We start from the raw sequence: 17,239 nt of genomic DNA on the forward strand, positions 1-17,239 counted from the left end.
AAATCATCGGGTGGAGAAACACCGGGTGAGGCTGTCAGCAGCGGGATAGAGGCGGGGAGAGGAAGAGGAAATGAAATGGACGCTTCATCGCGATCATTCATGGAGAATCGTTTTGGTGCTGATTTTTCCAGCGTCCGCATTCATGCCAATGAAGATGCGGCACAGCTATCGACACAATTGGGGGCTGAGGCATTTACAGTTGGCCGGGATATTTATTTCAATGCCGGCAGGTATTCGCCCGACACTTATTCCGGGAAACAGTTGCTTGCGCATGAGCTTACACATGTCATCCAGCAGAATGGTTCCGAAGCCATCCAGCGCAAGGCAGGTGATATTGAAATTGCACCTGAATTAGCAACGAGTGATGTTGACAAGAATATTTCCTACCTCTTTTTTGCACTGGGAAAATTAGCTGCACCCTTTGATCTTGTACAGGTACTAATTGTTAGTGGCTCAACGGGACGGATGTACAATGTGAGCAATGGAAAAAAAGGAGTTGAAAAAGAAAGCCTTGGGTCTTACCAGCTGAAGAAAATGGATCTTCCTCCTTATTTCCTTATAGGCTTGCCTGATGGTAAGCTGGGGATACTCGGAAACCAGTATATCGAGAAAGGCGACGATGATCTTACTACAACTTTTGTTATGATCGGAGGTCGCCGTGATACACCCGACGCCAAAAAGATCTTCGATGCGGTAGATAAGGAGCTGACGATTCCCGAATGGTTTGCACGGAAATCAGACAAAGAGCATTACCTGAAAAATGTAAAGAACCCGGGGTTCGCTGTTATTGTACTGGGAGGTAGCGGCGGCGGGCAGAGCAGTGGCAAAAAGTCCGAAGGCGGTGGTGAGGGAGCAGCAAAACCGCCCAAACCCCAATGGATGGTCGCTTACGAGAAGGAGATGTCGACGCTTATCCATGTTCTGAAACAGGCTGACCACTTCTCGACCGATCTGCCAGATGCATTCTACGTTTATTTCTCACAATCGAAGCAGGAATGGCGTGCCGGTGCGTCCCAGCTATCAGCAGACCCGAAAAAGCCGCTGCAGGTTTATTTTGATATCGCTGAAAAAGATGACAGGAAAGCTAAGCTGCAGGAAATCCGCGACCGGATCCGCATTCGTCAACTGCGCACGCCCGAACAGGTTACCCCTGGCAGTAAGCCGCTTGATCCGAAAATGATGTGGGCCTACAGGATCAAGACGGAAGTTGACAGCCTGATCGCAGGGGAACGAAAAGACCGGCCCGGCGCAGCAGACCTGCCTGATAAAACCGGGCTGACAACCCAGGAAGATAATGCCGATATCCCGTTCCTGCAATTGTGGCTGTACATCCCCGGCCAGGATGAAAACCAAAAAGCAACAATGACCCTGAAGCATGGAGTGATGGCCTCTCCACTGACTTTGAATACGGATATTAAGAGCCTTTTCGAAGCAGTTAAACAGGCAACCCTGTCGCTTAGGGGACATGAGATCAAACCTTATGATGCCAAGCCTGAAAACTTTACGAAAGTTGACCAGCCATTCCCCGCTGAAATTATCTCCTACAACGTGCGCGATGATTTCCGTTCCGTGACTGGCGCAAAGCTGGACATGCTCATGCAGATCAATATGTCGCGGCTGGCACTTGTTTCGGAAACCTTTACCCGGTACAGGGGAGTGATCTATACCTGGGATGTTTACCGGGTCAGCGAGGTAATTCCAAAAACCGATATGGAAAACATGCCGGTGCCATGGGCCGACCGCCGGAAAGCCTTGCAAAAATGGTTCAAGGGAAGTGCTCAGCTGAAAGGAAAGAACCCGGCTATTGATGTGGCGAGGGGAATCATGTCGGAACTGACACCAAAGGAAATAACCCAGGGTAAGAAGCTTGGATATATTTATGGCACTCATCCCAGCTACGACAACCAGGCAGTGATTGATATGCCTATGGAGCCGGGCGAATATGCTATTTTCTGTCTTGCCCTGCCTGAACCCGGCGATGGTCATTACACCTACCCCAGTGAAGCATTCTTTACAGTACACCTCACAGAAGGATATGAGATGGCAAGAGGCGTAAGGGATGAACGCCTGAAAGAGATGAAACGACTTAGGACAGAAATAGAAAATGAAAAGGATGACGAAAAGAAAAAAGAACTGAAGGCGAAACTTGAGTCACTGGAAAAACAGGAAAAGAGAACGTTGACAGAAGGTACAGTTTTTAGTATAAGCGAACAGGAAAAGATTGTGCAGGCAGCTAAAAAGCTCGAAAATATTTACAGCAGGGCAAACGAAGTGAATACAGTCAGGGACCTGTTGTTGGCAGACACAGAAAAAGGAAAGATCTCTGACGAAGAGTTTTCGGTCATTTTAAACCTGTGGCAATGGGCTGAAACCACCAAAGGCGATGAAAAGCCAATAGACAGGTTAAAGAATGTTATTAAGGAAGGCGAGAAAAGCATCGAGCAGATGAATGCTGTGATCGGCAGGGTGGGCAAATTTGCGAAAAATTTGAAAGGTTATAAGATCCAGCCGGCGCCGGTAGTGGGATTGGTGAGTCGCGTTACCGGGCAGGTGCACCCGCTGTTGCTGACCATTGGAATTGGCCATGAATTGCTTAATGATAACTCTCATGCGATGCTCGTGGATGTAACAACAGGTGAAACACAGGAAGCATATGAAGGTGAGAGCAGCAAAACGGCACGGCATGGAGGAGATGAAGATGCCGTACACAAAGCATTCACAAAGTTTGGGGAAAAATGCGCTTATGGCGAAGGTTATATTGCCTACCGCGTGCCGGGTCCTGATTACAAAGGAGAAGTGCCAAGTGCCCCGGGTACCTGGGAAAAAGTAAAAAGGATTTTGGGAATTGTGGCTGCAATTGCAGGCATCATTGCATTAATTATCGGAACGATCTTTACCGGTGGTGCACTTGCTGTGTTTGCTGCTTACCTCGGACTTGGCGCCATGATCGTTGGTGCAGGTCTGGCCATTGATAATATCTACAACCGAGCTGTCAACCATCGTTTGCATGCCGACGTTGAGCTGGCAATGGACCTGCTGAATGTTGCAGGCCCTGTCTTAAGGGGAGCTGGTGCATTGGTGCAATTGTCAAAGGTGAACACACTGAAAACGCTCGTAACCACTGCTGAACTTGCAGGTGATCTTTCCAAAGCAGAGCAGGGCGCGTTGACAGTTGGCATGCTCAGCAAACTTTCGACTATCGTGAAACTTGAGCGATCGCTGCTGATAATACAAAAAGCAGACGCACTCACCAATCTCGGCCTTGTGGGATACACGACATTGAGGGACCTGGCAATGGTGGAAGAAGTGTATGCAAATGACCCAAGGAAACGCTCTGCTATGCGCACCGAAATCATTAAGAACGCCCTTATATCCGGCACTTTCGCCCTGGTCGCAGTGCGTTCAGAATTTAAGGTCGGTAATTCCAGCGAACTCGACTCGCTTGTCAATAACCTGGTAAAAGAACGGGACTATCATAATGCTATGGTTCGGTCAAGGATAAAGGATGTTGACGGCAACTGGATTGATCCTAAGATGAGGGAGTTCTTCCTGCAAAAACAAAATGACGGCACTTTCGCTAAACTGAAAGTGGAGGAGGAAGCGGATGAAGGCGGCCCGAAAAAAACAGATAAGTATGAAACCGACCGGGAAGTCGACATGAAGGGCCATGCCTCTACTCCTGACAAGGCACATGAAGTGGAAGTGTATAAGAACGGCGACATTGGTCGTTGCACTTCGGTAAAAGGACAAAAATGCCCTGCACTGGAACTTATCTTTAAGTCGGTGCTCGATGACCGCCCGGTGCTTAAACAAGAGCTCGCAGAGATTAGGAAAGGCATGGCGAAATATGGAGAAAACGTACCAAAGGCTAAATTGGAAGCACTGGCGAAATTTGAACTGCGGCTGCGCAGGCTTGAAGAGGTGAGTGCACTTTCAAAAGCGCCAAAGGATTACCAGGTATTGGAAGTAGCTTATAATTTCAATGAAGTAAGTGTATTTAACGGCAAGACAGTCATTGAGTACCCGGGCGGCGAAAGGGTTTGGTTCAAGGATGGTGTTTACCATCACGAGGCTGATATCAAATCTTCCATTGGGAGACAACACCTTGAAAGGGAGTTTTACACTGCTACGGAATCAGGCCTGGCAATACTGAAAGGGACAGAACGTGCGCATTCCTTTGGCCAGGGCTTCGGTTGGGAAAGTCCGTTTGCACTCTTCTATGCACCACGGTTCGTGAACCAGCGATTGCAGAACAATGGAATTGAACAGTTCATTCGCTCTATGCGGGATCTGATGCCACCGGGACAGAAAATTATTCTTGAAACATCAACACAGGCTGTTACCAAACCAAAAATTTCACGCAAGCTTCAGTCCATAACGTATGAAGGTTATATCCAGACTGCAAGTGGTGAGCGGATCCGGGCCTTTACTTACAAGATCGAAGTGACCTGGAAAGAAGGTGGCGGCAGTACAGTTAAAGCAGCGCCGATTAAATTTGAAAGCAATTCGAATGCTGCTTCACAAAAAGTGATCGACGATTTCCGGGGAAGAATACCCGACGTTGATAAACCTGAATGGATCATGAAGAACATCAACCAGGATATTGATGTCTGATTATGGATACAACAGATATTTTTTCCGTATTTCCCGGTATTGTGAAAGTCCTGGTTCCCACGAATCCCTTATCTCTTTTTCAGATTTTCCGGCGATGATTTGCTGGCGGAATTCCGCATTCCCTGATAGTTTATCGATACTGCCTATTTGTTTGCTTTGCGACTGGTCGAAGAATCTCGCTTTATCCGGGTAGGCCTGGTACAGTTCGATCATCCACTGGAGGTTGATCCTGCCGGTTTTGCGCAGTTGGGCAATATCGTAGTTCCGCAGGTCGATGCCAAAACACTCTTGATTCATGTGTAACGGGCTTTCGCTCATTCCCGGGATACTTACTGGAGTAAAAGTAAAGGGATATTTATCCTTCAGTTTCGGGCTTCCTAATATTGTGAAAGGTGAATAAGTGCCCCGGCCATGATTTAGAATCGTTCCTTCAAATAAACAGGTGGAAGGATAGAGCATGATGCTTTGCTGGGTATTCAGGTTCGGCGAGGGCTTTACCGGCAAGGTATACTCCATCCTATGGTCATAGTTTTTTACCGGGATGATCTTGAGCTTGCAGGTCTTGCCCTGCATCCAATTTTCACCATTGATCATTTGCGCAAATTCAGCGATCGTCATTCCATGCGCGATAGGAATGGGAAACTGGCCAATCCCTGATTTGTATTGCATGTTTAGGATCGGGCCATCCACAAGGTAGCCATTGGGGTTAGGCCGGTCGAGGATCATGAGTTCCTTCCCGTTTTCTGCGCAGCCTTCCATTACATCCCTTAAAACATTGATGTATGTGTAGAACCGGCAACCCACATCCTGGATATCGAAGATGACGAGATCAACATCAGCCAGGTCTGCGGCCGAAGGTTTTCTTTTGCTGCCGTATAAGGAAATAATGGAGATGCCAGTGGCCGGGTCCTTCTCATCAGCAACTTTAGTTCCATTGCTGGCGTTTCCCCTGAATCCGTGCTCAGGACCAAATGCTTTTACGATTGTGACACCACGTTTGAGCAGGCTATCCACAAGGTGCGACTGGCCGATGATGGTTGTTGGATTCGCCAGGACTGCGACTCTTTTGTTCTTTAAGTAGTCGATATATGCTTCAGTCTGGTCTGCGCCGGTAACAATGTGGTTGGCACTGCTGCTTTCTGTTTTCATTTTGTGGGCGCAGGAAAACGAAATGGCAGTCAATAGGATCAATGCTGTAGTAATATTGAGTTTCATCTGTTATGCAGCTTTAGATGGTACAGGTGTGCGGAAAAACAGGACGCCAAAGACAAGCGCAAATGCCAGGTACAGTCCTGCTATAATGGCAATTACCCAGGGAAGGGCCGGATGGTTCATGAGTGCTTTTATCATTGCTAAGCCACCGATGAGAAAGTGAGCCAGGTTCGCGATGGCAATCGGCCGGTTGTAAATTCCACCGATAAAACTTCCTTTTGCCATCCAGTCAAGCAAGGCAAATGCAAAGTAAAATGCACCGAGAACCTGCAGTACCAGGTGATCAATAGGTGCAGAGCCAATTTGAAGGTATGCAGCTATCTCATCTGCCAGGAAACTAAGCGAGATGCCAATGACACCAAGAAATACCGCGCTGGCACTCATAACAAGTTTAGTGTTCATCAGGCCAATATAGTACCTATTGCGTAATATTCAGATTAATGTAGGGAGTCCAGTGGGTAATACTGGTGGGAAATGGCTTGCGGGGTGACTTTGACTATCCGGAACCCGGATGAATCCTTGCCCAATGGCTTGCCAACAGGGCCGGTCGTTACCATTAGGAGACTGCCAGGCTGCCCATATGCATTGCGGTGATAGTGGCCGGCAAATACATAACGAATACTATATTTTTGAAAGAGTTCAAGGTATTTTTTACGGGTGTCAAGCGGGATGTTGAAGTAACCGTTAGCTTCTCCAGGTTGTTCGAGATAGAATGGATGATGCAGGAAAATAACGATGTGCTGCCACTTTTCATTTTGAGTGTTTTCCAGCACGGATTGCAGCCAGGCTTCCTGCGCGCTGGCTTTTTGCATCGCTTTTTGCGGACTGTGCAACAGCATTGAATTTAATACAATGCCTAACATGTGATCCTGGCTGAATGTATAGTAATCCGGACCGAACATCTTGTTGTAAGAGGCTATGTCTTCAGCGGAAGGAATATTTCCTATGTCATGGTTGCCTGGGACATTATACAGCTTGATTCCTGGGTTCAGCTTTGCTGCAATTCTTTTATACTCCATGACTTGTGCTGAATCAAAAGGCTTGTTAACCAGGTCGCCGGTCACAATCACGAAAGCGGGCTTCAATTTGTTGGCTGCGGCAACGGCCTGTTCAAAATGTGCAGTTTCTTTTTCAAACGACTTATCCGCGTTGAACATCCCAAATTGAGTGTCACTCATCTGGATAAAGAAAAATGTACCGGATGAACTGCGACTTCCGGCGCAACCGGCCAGGGCAACCCATATGACGAGGAACATGCTAATAGTACGGACCACCATAGTGATTTTATTTGGATGCAATTTGCGTTGATCAGCTGATATTTTAATGCTATTTTAAAGCATACAATGGTTGCGCCCGGAAATTGAGGTTGACGAAAATGCTTATTTTGAGGCCAATGAAGAACAAACTTAATCTCCCATTGTGGATCTTAGTCTCACCTGTAATTGCCTGGGCCGCTATTTTTATCAGCGGTTCCAGTTTCCTTGTTACTATAGTACAGTCTGTCGTGCTAATTGCTTCCGTACTGGCTTCAGTTCACCTTGCTGAGGTCATAGCCCACCGTGTAGGTGAACCGTTTGGAACCCTGATACTTGCGCTTGCTGTAACCATTATTGAGTTATCGCTCATCATTACATTAATGTCGGCCGGAGGCGAAGAAAGCCGGGCGCTCGCCCGGGATACCATTTTTGCAGCGAGTATGATCATTCTGAACGGAATCATCGGGTTGTGCCTTCTTGTTGGTGGACTGAAATACCATGAGCAGGAAATTACAAAGCATGCAGCAACTTCGGCGCTGGTAACGTTAATGGCTATCCTCATTTTAACCCTGGTACTCCCGAATTATACCATTAGTCATCCTGGCCCGATGTACACCAACAGCCAGTTAAGTTTTGTAGCAATTGCGTGTATCGTATTGTACCTGGCGTTTGTATTTGTCCAGTCTGTCCGCCATCGTGATTACTTTGTACCGGCAGGTCCGGTAGATGAAGAAGCGCATGCGGTACCGCCTACACGCCAAACCGCATGGATCAGCCTGGTGTTACTGTTATTTTGCCTGGGCGCAGTAGTGTTGCTGGCTAAAAAGTTGTCACCCGCGATCGAGTCAGGAGTGGCAGCTATCGGCGCTCCCAAAACGCTGGTGGGAATCATTATTGCCATGATAATCCTATTGCCTGAAGGCATCGCCGCAATTCATAATGCCCGGAAAGACAGGCTCCAGACCAGCATGAACCTGGCGCTTGGGTCGGCTTTGGCCAGCACCGGCCTGACCATTCCAGCAGTAGCAATATTTGCCTTATTCACTGATACCACAGTGTTGCTGGGAATAGACACTGCTTCTACTGTATTGCTGGTCTTATCAATATTTACAGTAATGCTTTCACTGATAACGGGCAAGACGAACATCCTCTACGGAATTGTTCTGCTGATGGTGTTTGCAGCTTACCTGTTTATCTCGATAGTGCCCTGATTTTGCCGGAAGACGCAGAAATAATTTTCGGTTTTTATACTTTCCTATAGGAGAGTAAAGGAAATTATAATTACATTCGCCAATCAGTATTATAAAGGCTTACGTGGGATAAAGTCCTGTGGACTGCATTTAAGAATGGCAGCAAGCTGATTAATGTGCTTGAGGTTGTAGTGTGCGGGGTACCTGGAGCTTTCGACTTTGCCGATAAAACCTACCGACAAGCCCAGTTCATTGGCAAGGTCTGCCTGGGAGACGTTCAGTTCTGTTCGCCTCTCGCGTACTTTATTGATTACATATAAGTCGATCTTAGATTTCACGCTTGCCTATAAGCAGGTAAAGGTGAAAAGTTGCCATAAATGTTACAATCACCAATAGGTAAGTGTTTGCTGTAAATAATGTTAAGTCACGATCCATATGAAAATGTTGAAAGCCTGCTGCCTGCTTTCCGAAGTGGTTGCGAAGCTGCGCTTACCCGCCTTTACGGGTTGCTAAAACATAGACTAAGGAGTTATGCATTGCGCCTTACACGTGAAGCAGATGCTGCGGATGATATTATTGCTGAATCTTTCTTCAAACTTTGGGAACGCCGGGCACAGATGGAGAGCATAAAAGGTTTGAAGGCATATCTCTATACGATGATCCGACATGCCTGCTTCAAATATCTGCAGGCGAAATCGAAAGCGGAGCAGGCGCATGAAGAATGGAATTACCTGTCACAATTCGGATTGGAGACAGAGGAAGGGGAGATTCGTGTGTTACAGCAGATCCGTCAGGAAATCTCATCCATGCCGGCAAAGATGCAGGTGGTTTTTAATCTCTCTTATATTGATGGCTTGCGGGCAGCGGAAGTTGCGCGGAGATTATCATTATCAGTTCACACCATTCAGACACAGAAGAAACGTGCGTTGAAGCGCATTCGATGTGCCCTGGCTAAAGGCGTTTAAAATATTCTTATCAATTTGTACCCACTGGACCCGGTTTCGGGATTCATTACGAAAATAAGAACAACATTTCGACATATCCAGATCCACCCACTCCAAGCCAATTGGGTGAAGAAGCCCAGGAATCCTTTCTGACCTGCCTGATGTTTCTTCCGGCGACAGGGGCTGCTCTCATGTATTAGTGGTCTCCTGTCTGCCGGTTTTTTTGATCCTTTATTTATAAACTAACTGAAATGGGTATTTGAATATGGACTTTTAAACAAAGTAAATTCGGCCTTTTAAACAAACTGGGAAAACTCAACGCACTCGAATTTTGTCCTAACAAAACAATCAAGAAAATGGGACAGAGCAACTACAAGGGTGCGTTACAGAAGCCGATCGGCTCAGGTTTTAACGCTGTATCTACAGCAAATGATGTGATCAGCGGAATTGATCTCACAGGGAAAATTGCCATTGTAACCGGTGGGTATGCTGGCATAGGATTGGAAACCACCAGGACATTTGCCCAGGCGGGGGCAAAAGTTATCGTTCCTGCCAGGGATGCCAGCAAGGCAAAGAAGAATCTTGAAGGAATTGCAAACGTTGAATTGGAGACAATGGACCTGATGAATCCGGAATCCATCGATGCCTTTGCTGCAAGGTTTGTTGAGTCCGGCCGGCCGCTACACCTCCTGGTCAACAATGCAGGGATCATGTGGGTGCCGTTACGGCGCGATTCCCGCGGTTATGAATCACAACTGGCAACAAATCATTTGGGCCATTTCCAGCTCACTGCAAGGTTATGGACGGCTTTAAAAAGGGCCAACGGCGCCAGGGTTATTAATGTATCTTCCTTCGGACACCAGATTTCACCGTTCAATTTTGATGACCCGAATTTTGATGGGCGTGACTATGAAACCCTGGCTGCCTATGGGCAGTCAAAAACTGCCAACAATTTGTTTGCTGTAGAGTTTGATATCCGCGGTAAGGAATTCAATGTGCGGTCATATTCCCTTCACCCCGGATCGGTACACGGTACTGATTTAGGGCGTGAAGCGCCAATAGAACTTTTCCAGCAAATGGGGTCCCATGATGCCGATGGGAAAATATTCCCGGAATTTGCGGAGAAACTGAAAACAAATCCACAGGGCGCCGCGACCACAGTATGGTGTGCCACAAGTCCATTGTTGAAAGATATAGGTGGCGTGTATTGTGAGGACGCCGATGTTGCCGTTCTTGACAATGGTGATATTAAACACGTTTTTGATGAACCTTCTTCATTGTGCGGAGTGCAACCTTATTCCCTTGATGAAACCGGGGCAAAGAAATTGTGGAAGCTGAGCGAGGACATGACGGGCATTACATTCTCTGTTGGTTAACGTAAATTTGACTATGGAGCACGCGGTGAAATATATAACGCCGGACATTAAGCTTTCCTGCTTTGAGAGTAAGCTGTTTAAGACGGAAGTGATGTTTGATAACCATATGCTGGTATGGTTTATTTCCGGCGGAACACGGATCGTGCAGGCCGAAGCCACGTACGAGTTTTCGGCGGGGGATATTTTCCTGATTCCGCGGAACCAGCTGGCTACGATTATTACCTATCCCAAAGACGGCTTACCTCATAAGGCAGTTGTGATGCACCTGACCACAGCCAGGCTGAAGAATTTTTATAGCGATATCGAATTGAAGCCAAGGATCGCGGCAATACCGAAGATCCGGACCTTCAATGATCATCCATTGTTGAGAAGTTGCCTTGCATCCCTCGTTCCTTACTTCGAGCTGAAAGATCATTTTCCTGAAAATATTGCCTCATTGAAAATCATAGAGGCGATCAGTATCCTCAGGGCAATTGACGGAGGTATTGACGATTTCCTTGCAGACTTTGACGAGCCGGGTAAGATTGATATCGTGGGATTCATGGAAAAGAACTTCATGTTCAATATGCCGATGGAGAAGTTCGGGTATCTCACTGGTCGAAGCCTGACCACTTTCAAGCGCGACTTCAAAAAAGCATTCAATACCACTCCTCAAAAATGGCTGACCCAAAAGCGGTTGGAGCTGGCTCACTACCAGTTTTCCGAAAAAAAGAAAAAGCCGGTAGATGTTTACTTTGAAGTCGGTTTTGAGAATCTTTCACATTTCTCGTACGCTTTTAAAAAACATTTCGGTTATGCGCCAACGGAACTGATGGAACATAAAATTAGATAAGAATCCGTCCATTATTTTCCTGGAACCAACCTGAAGCGACGGCCTTTTTCCATGCATATTCCATAACCTGCTCCACTACTGGTCCCAGACGGGTAAATCCAAACAGTTTTGCGGTTTCCCTTACCAAATCTACAGGCGCCAGGCTGATCTGGTTAGACAGCAATTCTTTCATTGCTGCCATTATTTCTTCAGGGGCAAGGTCCTCTGCAGCCCGCCTGCCGGATTCGCTTCGGGCAACACGGTAACAGGAAAATGTTTTTTGATCTGAATCCTTTGACCAGAGAAAAGTATTGTAACCCGCATCCACTTGCTTTACTTCCAGTTTGTCGAGCGCCAGTTCAAGTTGAGCCGTGATCCTTGATCCTGCACGACTGATCCCCCATACACCAAGGATGCGTCGCGTCAATAATGATTTGCTGATTGGAGCTTCCATTTCTATTACCTGTTTTACCTGGTTTAGGATTCGCGAGTGGTTAACGGTTGACAGGAATTCATCGGAACTGGATATGGTTATTGCCCCTAGCACTGTAGGCCTGTAATCTCTTGCAAGAGAGATTGCCTTGTCAGCAGGTTCTACCACTGCCAGTTGCTGGAATGCTTCTTCATTCGTGGCGACGGGCTGGGTTTCATCCCCGCCATTTATTTTTTTGATTTCATAGCTTTCGTTGTGTTTTGCATGTTCAAGTACTTCAAATAGACGACTTAGCACGCGCCCGGGATTTTCCCACCATTCGGTGCTCCAGATCTTATGTATGTTCCAGCCAAGTTGGCGAAGTACGTCCACCTGCACGATCTCGCGGTCGCGGGAAGTATTGGCCTGGTAATAGTTGCGGCCATCCGTGAGAATGCCGAGCAGGTAACGATGCTCGTTTGAAGGATCCACCACTGCGATGTCGATCTTGTAACTGGAGCTGCCAACATGTGTATGTACGGTATAGCCTTTTCCCCTTAGTGCATCTGCAACAACTTCTTCAAAACTGTGTTCTTCGTCCATACGATGAATGGTATTCACCGCCAGCGCCATCTTTCCTTTTTCAGCATATGCCAGGAAGGCTTTGAGATTGGCCACACCTTCTGAAGTAGTACGTCGCAGGTCGAGCTGGTCGGAACGCAGGCTGGAGAAAACGATCATTTCAATGCGGGCGCGTGATACGGCAACGTTTAACCGCCGCCACCCACCATCGCGGTTTATGGGTCCGAAGTTCATACTCACCTTACCTTCAATATCCGGACCGTAACAAACGGAAAACAGGATCACATCACGTTCGTCACCCTGTACATTTTCGAGGTTCTTTACAAACAATGGTTCATCGCGTTCAAGAGCGGTTTTTTCCAGGTCTGGGCGGGAAGAGAAAACCTTGTCAAGTAAATCATCCACAAGGATCTGCTGCACTGCACTAAAGGTCACGATGCCAATACTTTGCCCCGACAGAAGCGGGTCGCTTAACCTGCGCACCACTTCATTAACGATAGCGTCTGCCTCTGCCTTATTCTGACGTGTATTGGAACGGTCATATACACCGTCTACCGGCACATATTTAACGCGTGAGTTAATATCATCCGGTGAAGGAAAGGTGAGCAGTTTGTTTTCATAATAGTTTGCATTGCTGAAAGCTATGAGGCTTTCATGCCTGCTTCGGTAGTGCCAGAGCAGGTATTGGGATGGCATTGAAAGCGCGAGACAATCGTCGAGGATGCTTTCAAGATCTTCCTTTTCAATATTGTCTTCATCAACCTGGTTGGTGGAGAAGAAATTCGTAGGTGGCATCTGCCTGGGATCGCCAACAACAATCACCTGTGCTGCACGGGCAATAGCGCCTATTGCTTCGCATGTTGGTAGCTGGGAGGCTTCGTCGAAGATCACCAGGTCGAACTGGAACTTTCCCAGCTCAAAATATTGGGCGACGGAGATAGGGCTCATCAGCATACAGGGTGTGAGACGCGGCAACAGGTTTGGGATTGTATCAAACAGTTTTCGGATGGATATTCCCCTGCCATTGCTCCTGAGTGCACGCTGCAGGATGCCGATCTCCGAACTTTGTGCTGCTTCCTGGGAGAACGAAGGTATTTTAGCCGCAAGCCTGGCCTGCAATTCGTCGCGTGTCAGTTGCTGGAACTGCTGGCTGATGGCACGGAATCTTTTCACTTTCTGATCAAACAGTTCACTGTTGAAACTGCTGAGCAGCGGGGAATTGTCAATGATCCATTCGGCTGCGGAACGAAACAAGCCTTTTTGGAAATGCAGTACCAGTTCACCGGTGTCAAATGACTCGTTTTCATATGCGGTGATCAATGGTGTGAGACCATCGTTAATTGATTTGCTGCGAATTTGACGGTAGTTAAACCAGTCGCGAAACTTGTTGATATTCTGCAGCCAGCGACTGGTCATGCTTGTGAGGTCCTGTCTCCAGTCGGCAGAAGCAGCCAATAATCTTTCTCCATCCAGTTCAACGAGTTGCTTTAACTCATTTAAATGGATGGTTATGTTTCGATAGGAGGATTTATAGGCTTCGAAGTCATCGCGGTGATAATCGGTAAAGCGTTTGCTACCCTCGCTGAATCTGGTTGCCAGTGTTTTGCGCCATTGCTGAAGTTCTTCCAGTGGCAGGATATCGGCTGCGGACCGGTGTAAGATCAAAAGCACGTGAACGGTTTCTTCAAGTGCGATCCAGTCCGGGTTTCCATTTCGCCAGTTAAAGTCAAGAAGTGTATGCAGCCACCCTGCAGATTCGAGTTGCTGTTGTTCCTGCTGGTAATCGATCAGTTTTGCTAGCGTGCCTTCAATATCTGCTTTGTTCACCCTGCCTGAATTCGACAACCTTTTCAATCTTTTCAGTAAGGCGTTTTGTTTAGTCCACCTTGGTAAAAACCAGCTGTCCCCAGCTATTTTCCATTCAGTTAATGTTGTTGCTGCAGGGAATCTGAGAATTTCATCATGGAAGTCCCGTAAAAGTTCTGCTCTCAGGGCATCTCTTTTTTTTCCATGAGGGATAATGGCCTGCACCTGCGACATAGTTTGCTCAAATGCATTTGCCGAAAGCATGCTGGCCGGACAATCAGGCAACAGTACCAACGCTGCTGCCATTCGTGCCATTGCATCTTCCTGGTTGATTTTGGCTACCCGACCTTCCAGGATTAACACCGTACTTATTTTAGGGGAGAGGTCTGCCAGCCGTTCCAGTTCCTGGAGCAGTCTGACCAATTGACTTGTTACATCTGCTTTTACCTGACTGGAGTACTTAGGGGCGGGCCATTCTGCCAATGGATGACCTTTCGGGTGTCCTATCACGTTTCCTGCTGCTTCCAGTTCTGCCACCCGGTCTTCCCAGAGCACCCATTGATCGGAAGTTAATGCGGAAATGGAATCTGCCGGAAAGCACACAGTATCATCGCATCCAGGCAACTGGCTATACCTGCTGATAAGGTCGAATAAAGAATAACCGAATCCATGGCTGCGGTGCAATAATTCAACATATTGATGAAGGTCATTACGTAAATCAAACAGGCGGCTTGCCTCGCGCTGGAAAGCTTCCGGGGCACGTTTGATTCCAGACTGGGTAGCCTGTTTCAATTGGTCCAGTACAGCCGATTTCTTTGCTTTATTCGAATGCAGTTCCAGGCAGAAAGGAGCAAGACCGATTGCGTCCAGCCGGTGTTCCACAACATCCAGTGCCGCTTTCTTGGCAGCAACGAACAACACACGTTTACCGGCGTACAAAGCATGAGCAATGATATTGGTAATGGTTTGTGACTTGCCCGTGCCGGGCGGGCCATGCAGAACAAAGCTGTGGCCTTTGGCCCCGCTCAGTATTGCCTGTAATTGTGAGGAATCCGTAGCAATGGGTAGTGCCAGCTCTTCAGGCTTCAGTACAGCGTCCTTGATATCGGTTGTTGTAATCTCCGGTGCAGGCTGCCAGCTGAGTTGCCCATCAAGCAGGCTTGATACCAACTGGTGCTGTAATAGTTTTTCCGCATTGTTGTGGATGTCATTCCAGAGGATGAATTTGCTGAAAGAGAAGGTTCCCAATATAGCCTGTTCTTCCACATCCCAGCGATCCTGGGCCATGCTCGCCTGCCGGATGTAGTTGAAAACCCCTCTTACGTTGATGCCCTGTTCATCACGCGGAAGACTTTCCATACTTATTGCAATCCCAAAGTCCTGCCGCAACATTTCCAGCAGGGTGATATTGATGATGGTTTCTTCTTCGCGGCTCCTGATAATAAAACCTTTGTGGCTGGTTTTTCGGATGATCTCCACAGGTATCAGCAGGATAGGGGCGTAGCGCGGTTTTTCACTCAGCGGGGTTTCGAACCACTTCAAAAGCCCCAGGCCGATATACAAAGTATTTGCACCGTTCTCTTCCAGTGCCAGGCGCGAGGCACGGTAAATATTTGTGAGACTGCCGGCAAGTTCGGGTTCGGACAGGTATGTACGTAATCGCCGCTGTCCGAATTCATGGTTAACCAGGTCAGATAATGGATCGGATTTATGAATGGCCTGGTAAAGACCGGCATCCCGGCCAGACAGGTCCCAGTCAGCAGGCTGCGCCAGCACCTGGAATTCGGTTCCTTCTGCCAGTTCGTTTTCAAGTGCCTCAACATTGGTCGTGATGAACCGGATGATGCTTTTTGTCAGCCGGATATTCAACAAAGTATTGCGAAGACTCAGGTCAAGCAGTTTGCGCTCCCAGATCTGTTGTTTGGAAACATCAACTTTGCTCACATGGTTTAAGCCTGGTCCGATCCGGATGTCCTCCGGTAATAAGTTGCCCCTTTGCTTTGACGACTCTTCGACTATCGTCCAACCAGTCGCAGAGGGTACCCGAAGTGGCAAAGGCCTTATGCCCCCAAAACGGGCACGTTTGATATCTACAAATAACTGGAAGTCCTGGGCCAGCTTTTGATCGGCATGTCGCACCGCTTCATCGAATGCGACGGTTTGCCCGGCGTTCATGCATGTGGATTCCACCACTACGATCTCGTTGATACCATCTGCGGTGCGTTTGCTGAGGAGTGACGCGTCATCATTAACCTGGTCGGCAAATGATTCTTCTATCAGCCAGGCTCCAATAAATGCATGTCCTTTAATAAAGACTATGATTGGGTGAATCCCAACTGTTTCCAGGCAGGCGGAATACAGCAGCGAAATGTCCAGGCAGTTGGCCAGCCTGTCGCGGAAGATCGCATCGGCCAGCCGTACCCGTTGTCCATGTGCTTCAAAACTTGCCGGTACCGAACAGTAAACCAGTTGTTGTTCCGCAATAGCTTCAAAAATCGCTGCCACCTGTTTGCGCACCCGGTTTGGATTTTTGGATTGGTAGCCATCGAAAGACGGGATTCCCGTCCATTTTTCCAGGATAGCCGCAGCGCGCCTGATGATCACAGGAATTTCGGGGTGGTTCGGCGTACTGTATGCTGCGATCATTTCCGGAAGGTGACCAATGCCACTCCAATGATCATAGGGCAGGAGGTCAATGCCTACCTGTTGCGAATGGAGAATTTCATCTCCCTGGTGTAATGCAAAGTCCAGCGTGCCGCTTATTTTTTCTGTGAGATCAGCGAGGTATTGGGGTGCGATCGGCAGGGTTCTGTTCTTCAGTTCATAGCTTTCTCCAGGCCGCAGTACGGAGATGGAGTGGCTGTAGGGCAGTGCAAATACGGGGTTGGCGGTGATGGTAAATGTAAGGTCCTGCCAATCGGTTTTGCCGGTATTGGTAATGAGGATATTCCTGATCAGTGGAATATGGTTTTGGTGCGATGCGAAGTTGATAGCAGGGAGAATCGTCAGACCAAGGGTATTCGTTTTCATAGTCAC

At 47.7% G+C, this 17,239-nt stretch carries 10 protein-coding genes; 5 read left to right on the plus strand and 5 right to left on the minus strand.

The window, feature by feature from the left end; all coding sequences use genetic code 11:
• Positions 1-75: 75 nt before the first annotated feature.
• Positions 76-4,614: an eCIS core domain-containing protein gene (locus OI18_RS23575; RefSeq protein WP_262493990.1), complete on the plus strand. Its 4,539-nt coding sequence runs from the start codon at positions 76-78 to the stop codon at positions 4,612-4,614.
• Here the strand turns inward: OI18_RS23575 and OI18_RS03610 are convergent, their stop codons facing one another.
• The 3 genes from OI18_RS03610 to OI18_RS03620 are packed head-to-tail and all read right to left on the minus strand — an operon-like array spanning position 4,615 to position 7,100.
• Positions 4,615-5,829, minus strand: coding sequence for an exo-beta-N-acetylmuramidase NamZ family protein (locus OI18_RS03610; RefSeq protein ID WP_039137360.1), 1,215 nt, complete (start codon positions 5,827-5,829; stop codon positions 4,615-4,617).
• Positions 5,830-5,832: 3 nt separating this feature from the next.
• A complete protein-coding gene (locus OI18_RS03615; protein WP_039137362.1) occupies positions 5,833-6,228 on the minus strand; it encodes a hypothetical protein in 396 nt (131 codons plus the stop codon).
• A 35-nt stretch (positions 6,229-6,263) separates the two neighbouring features.
• Positions 6,264-7,100, minus strand: coding sequence for a metallophosphoesterase (locus tag OI18_RS03620; protein ID WP_240312712.1), 837 nt, complete (start codon positions 7,098-7,100; stop codon positions 6,264-6,266).
• Positions 7,101-7,219: 119 nt separating this feature from the next.
• Between OI18_RS03620 and OI18_RS03625 the strand changes: the two genes are divergently transcribed.
• Positions 7,220-8,293 carry a calcium:cation antiporter gene (locus tag OI18_RS03625; RefSeq protein ID WP_039137364.1) on the plus strand — a complete coding sequence of 358 codons (1,074 nt, stop codon included), beginning with the start codon at positions 7,220-7,222 and terminating at the stop codon, positions 8,291-8,293.
• Between the two features lie 89 nt (positions 8,294-8,382).
• Here the strand turns inward: OI18_RS03625 and OI18_RS03630 are convergent, their stop codons facing one another.
• Positions 8,383-8,610, minus strand: a complete 228-nt coding sequence (locus OI18_RS03630; RefSeq protein ID WP_039137367.1) for a helix-turn-helix domain-containing protein — start codon at positions 8,608-8,610, stop codon at positions 8,383-8,385.
• A gap of 78 nt (positions 8,611-8,688) precedes the next feature.
• Between OI18_RS03630 and OI18_RS23580 the strand changes: the two genes are divergently transcribed.
• The 3 genes from OI18_RS23580 to OI18_RS03645 all read left to right on the plus strand — a co-directional run bounded on the left by OI18_RS23580 (position 8,689) and on the right by OI18_RS03645 (position 11,424).
• Positions 8,689-9,237 (plus strand): RNA polymerase sigma factor, encoded by a 549-nt coding sequence (locus OI18_RS23580; protein WP_052272836.1) that lies wholly within the window; start codon positions 8,689-8,691, stop codon positions 9,235-9,237.
• A 335-nt stretch (positions 9,238-9,572) separates the two neighbouring features.
• Positions 9,573-10,592 (plus strand): SDR family NAD(P)-dependent oxidoreductase, encoded by a 1,020-nt coding sequence (locus tag OI18_RS03640; RefSeq protein WP_039137369.1) that lies wholly within the window; start codon positions 9,573-9,575, stop codon positions 10,590-10,592.
• Positions 10,593-10,605: 13 nt separating this feature from the next.
• Complete coding sequence (locus tag OI18_RS03645) at positions 10,606-11,424, plus strand: helix-turn-helix domain-containing protein (protein ID WP_039137371.1); 819 nt, start codon at positions 10,606-10,608, stop codon at positions 11,422-11,424.
• Here the strand turns inward: OI18_RS03645 and OI18_RS03650 are convergent.
• A complete protein-coding gene (locus OI18_RS03650; protein ID WP_039137373.1) occupies positions 11,417-17,233 on the minus strand; it encodes a DUF3320 domain-containing protein in 5,817 nt (1,938 codons plus the stop codon). The genes OI18_RS03645 and OI18_RS03650 overlap by 8 nt on opposite strands.
• Between the last annotated feature and the right edge of the window lie 6 nt (positions 17,234-17,239).

Origin of the sequence: Flavihumibacter solisilvae (assembly GCF_000814475.1) — a bacterium.
Taxonomy (GTDB): domain Bacteria; phylum Bacteroidota; class Bacteroidia; order Chitinophagales; family Chitinophagaceae; genus Flavihumibacter; species Flavihumibacter solisilvae.

Coding starts and splice junctions, on each gene's coding strand:
- OI18_RS23575 (WP_262493990.1), top strand. CDS start 76: ATGGACGCTTCATCGCGATCATTCATGGAGAATCGTTTTGGTGCTGAT.
- OI18_RS03610 (WP_039137360.1), bottom strand. CDS start 5,829: ATGAAACTCAATATTACTACAGCATTGATCCTATTGACTGCCATTTCG.
- OI18_RS03615 (WP_039137362.1), bottom strand. CDS start 6,228: ATGAACACTAAACTTGTTATGAGTGCCAGCGCGGTATTTCTTGGTGTC.
- OI18_RS03625 (WP_039137364.1), top strand. CDS start 7,220: ATGAAGAACAAACTTAATCTCCCATTGTGGATCTTAGTCTCACCTGTA.
- OI18_RS23580 (WP_052272836.1), top strand. CDS start 8,689: ATGTTAAGTCACGATCCATATGAAAATGTTGAAAGCCTGCTGCCTGCT.
- OI18_RS03640 (WP_039137369.1), top strand. CDS start 9,573: ATGGGACAGAGCAACTACAAGGGTGCGTTACAGAAGCCGATCGGCTCA.
- OI18_RS03645 (WP_039137371.1), top strand. CDS start 10,606: ATGGAGCACGCGGTGAAATATATAACGCCGGACATTAAGCTTTCCTGC.
- OI18_RS03650 (WP_039137373.1), bottom strand. CDS start 17,233: ATGAAAACGAATACCCTTGGTCTGACGATTCTCCCTGCTATCAACTTC.